The organism is Methanosphaera sp. (assembly GCF_016282985.1).
Lineage (GTDB): Archaea > Methanobacteriota > Methanobacteria > Methanobacteriales > Methanobacteriaceae > Methanosphaera.
The window spans coordinates 1-2,530 of the sequence record NZ_JAEELZ010000017.1 but is presented as its reverse complement, the minus strand read 5'-3'; the positions used below and the strand labels follow the sequence as shown (position 1 = coordinate 2,530).

Here is a 2,530-nt window from a genome sequence, read left to right as displayed (position 1 = left end):
CTGGGGGATTTGGTTCCTCAGGTAAATAATAAAAACCAAAATAAAACAAGCATTTTATCGTGGGTAGCGGTCTCGCATCGTTACCCCTATTTAGAATATATGTAGGTGGAGGCTTTATGGAAACAGTTGTATTGTACACAATTCACTGCCCCAAGTGTAATGTGTTAGAAAAAAAATTACAGGGAAAAAATATAAAATTTAAAATCATTGATGATGAAAAAACATTAATAGAAAAAGGTTTTGCTTCTAAAAATTTTCCTTTGCTATTAGTTGATGATAAACTAATGGAATATACTGAAGCAGTAGCATGGGCAAATGGGAAGGAGAACTAATATATGGATATACGATTAAATTTAAATAAAGATTTTGAAAATTGCTTAGAAGATTTAAAAAAGAAATATGGTGAAGATTTTGAATTTATAAATGGTATTCATTCTAGTCAACTTGATAATTCTGAATTTATAGATCATTTTGAAGATGGAAATAATTTAGCAGATATTACAAGTGACCCAAACGCTAACGCCTCTCATAAAGATATTAGAAGTTTTATGACAGAGAAAGACAAAAGCAAAGATAAGCTTTTTGCTTTAAATAAACATTTCTATGAAATAAAAAAGAAGTGGGGATTAAGAACAGCAAAAGAGTGGTTAGAACAGGAATTTAGTAAAGGTTTTTACTTAAATGATTCTCACACTTCTAGTTTTTTCCCATATTGTTGGGCTAATGATTTAACTAGGTTAGCAACAGAGGGGTTGTTTTTCTTAAATGGATATAATCATGAAGCCCCTAAACATTTAACTACATATTTCGATGATGTAATTGAATTTATTTCTTTTTTAGGGAATAGACAATCTGGAGCTGTTGGCGTCCCTAATGTGATTATGTGGGCTTATTATTTTTGGAAAAAAGATTGTGAAAATAATTATTTCATGAAAAGCCCAGAATATTATTTAAAACAAAATTTTCAAAAATTTATTTATAGATTAAATCAACCTTTTATGAGGATCGATCAATGCGCGTTTACAAACGTAAGCATTTTTGATAGACCTTATTTAGAAGGTTTATTTGGTGGAGTAGAATTTCCTGATGGAACTTTTGCCATAGATTGTATTGAAGATTTGATTTATTGTGAGAAAATTTTCATGGAAGTTGTTTCAGAAATTAGAGAAGATAATATGTTTACATTCCCTGTGCTGACTTTTTCATTATTAAAGCGAAAAGATTTAACACAAGAACAACTGGATGAAATGATTAGAACGAAGAATTGGGATATTTTTGTAGATAAAGAATTTGCTCATTGGGCTAGTGATCATAATATAAAATGGTCTGATAGTAATTTCTTTATTTCTGATAATGTAGGCGTTTTATCAAATTGCTGTAGACTTTTGTCAGATACTCAGAAATTAGACGCTTTTATTAATAGTATTGGGGGAACGGCTCTTTCAGTTGGTAGTTGTAGAGTTAGCACAATTAATTTAGTGCGTATAGCCTATGAAAGTAAAATGAATAAAAAGAAATATTTAGACATTTTACAAAAACGAGTTGAATTAGATTGTAAAGCTTTATATTCAATGAGACATATTATTAAACGTAATATTGAAAAAGGATTACTACCAAATTATCAAAATGGTGCAGTTGAATTAGATAAACAATTTTGTACTATTGGGGGAATAGGTGGATATGAAGTAATGGATTTATTTGGTCTAATTAATACAGACGAATTCGGAAATAAATCTTATTCTGATGAAGCTGTTGATTTTATGACTGACATACTCAATACCATTAACAATGTAAAAGATAATTTTGATTGTGATTTCACATTTAATTTTGAGATGATCCCAGCTGAAAATTGCGCAGGAGTTTTATGTGCAGCTGATAATTTATTATTTGAACAAAATAAATACTTTATCTATTCAAATCAATGGATTCCTCTTATGGAAAAATGTACTTTACAAGAGAAATGCCGTTTAGGTCATCTATTTGATGAAAAATGTGGTGGAGGATGTATTGCTCATATCAATGTTGAAAACAGATTCCCAAGTAAAGAGGTTGCATGGGATATGCTAAATTACGTTGCTGCTTCTGGAGTTATTTATTCTGCATTTACGACTAAAATTAACGTTTGTAAACATAAGCATGCAAGTATTGGTACGACAACATGTCCAATTTGTGGGGAACCAATTGTAGATCAATATGCTAGAGTAGTAGGTTTTTACACCCCAGTTAGTTCTTATCAAAAAATTCGTAGAAGAGAATTTGATAAACGTAAATGGTATAATGTATTAAATCATAATGAGATAATGTAATATGAAAGTTAAGTTAATTAAAGATGAAGCTTTTAGTGATTATAAAAAGCCATATATGTTTATAGGAACTTGTAAATGTGATTTTAAGTGTTGCAAGGAAGCAGGGTTGCCTATAACAGTTTGTCAAAATGAACCATGGACACGTGGTAAGGATTTTATATTAGATAACTCTAAAATTGTAGAAAGATATATGAACAATCCAATTACACAGGCTATTGTTATAG

The 2,530-nt window shown here is 29.8% G+C and carries 3 protein-coding genes; all 3 read left to right on the top strand.

The genetic code is table 11. The annotated features are described in order from the left end of the window. Positions 1-116: 116 nt before the first annotated feature. Entirely contained in the window at positions 117-332 is a 216-nt protein-coding gene (locus tag QZZ11_RS01060; RefSeq protein WP_292472722.1) for a hypothetical protein, read from the top strand. A gap of 216 nt (positions 333-548) precedes the next feature. Then, a complete protein-coding gene (gene nrdD / locus QZZ11_RS01055; protein ID WP_292472720.1) occupies positions 549-2,306 on the top strand; it encodes an anaerobic ribonucleoside-triphosphate reductase in 1,758 nt (585 codons plus the stop codon). Position 2,307: 1 nt separating this feature from the next. Beyond that, the coding region (locus QZZ11_RS01050) for a hypothetical protein (RefSeq protein WP_292472718.1) at positions 2,308-2,530 on the top strand (223 nt) is incomplete at its 3' end.

What these genes read in the sequence shown, in the direction of transcription:
- QZZ11_RS01060 (WP_292472722.1), top strand. Translation starts at nt 117, where the DNA reads ATGGAAACAGTTGTATTGTACACAATTCACTGCCCCAAGTGTAATGTG.
- nrdD (WP_292472720.1), top strand. Translation starts at nt 549, where the DNA reads ATGACAGAGAAAGACAAAAGCAAAGATAAGCTTTTTGCTTTAAATAAA.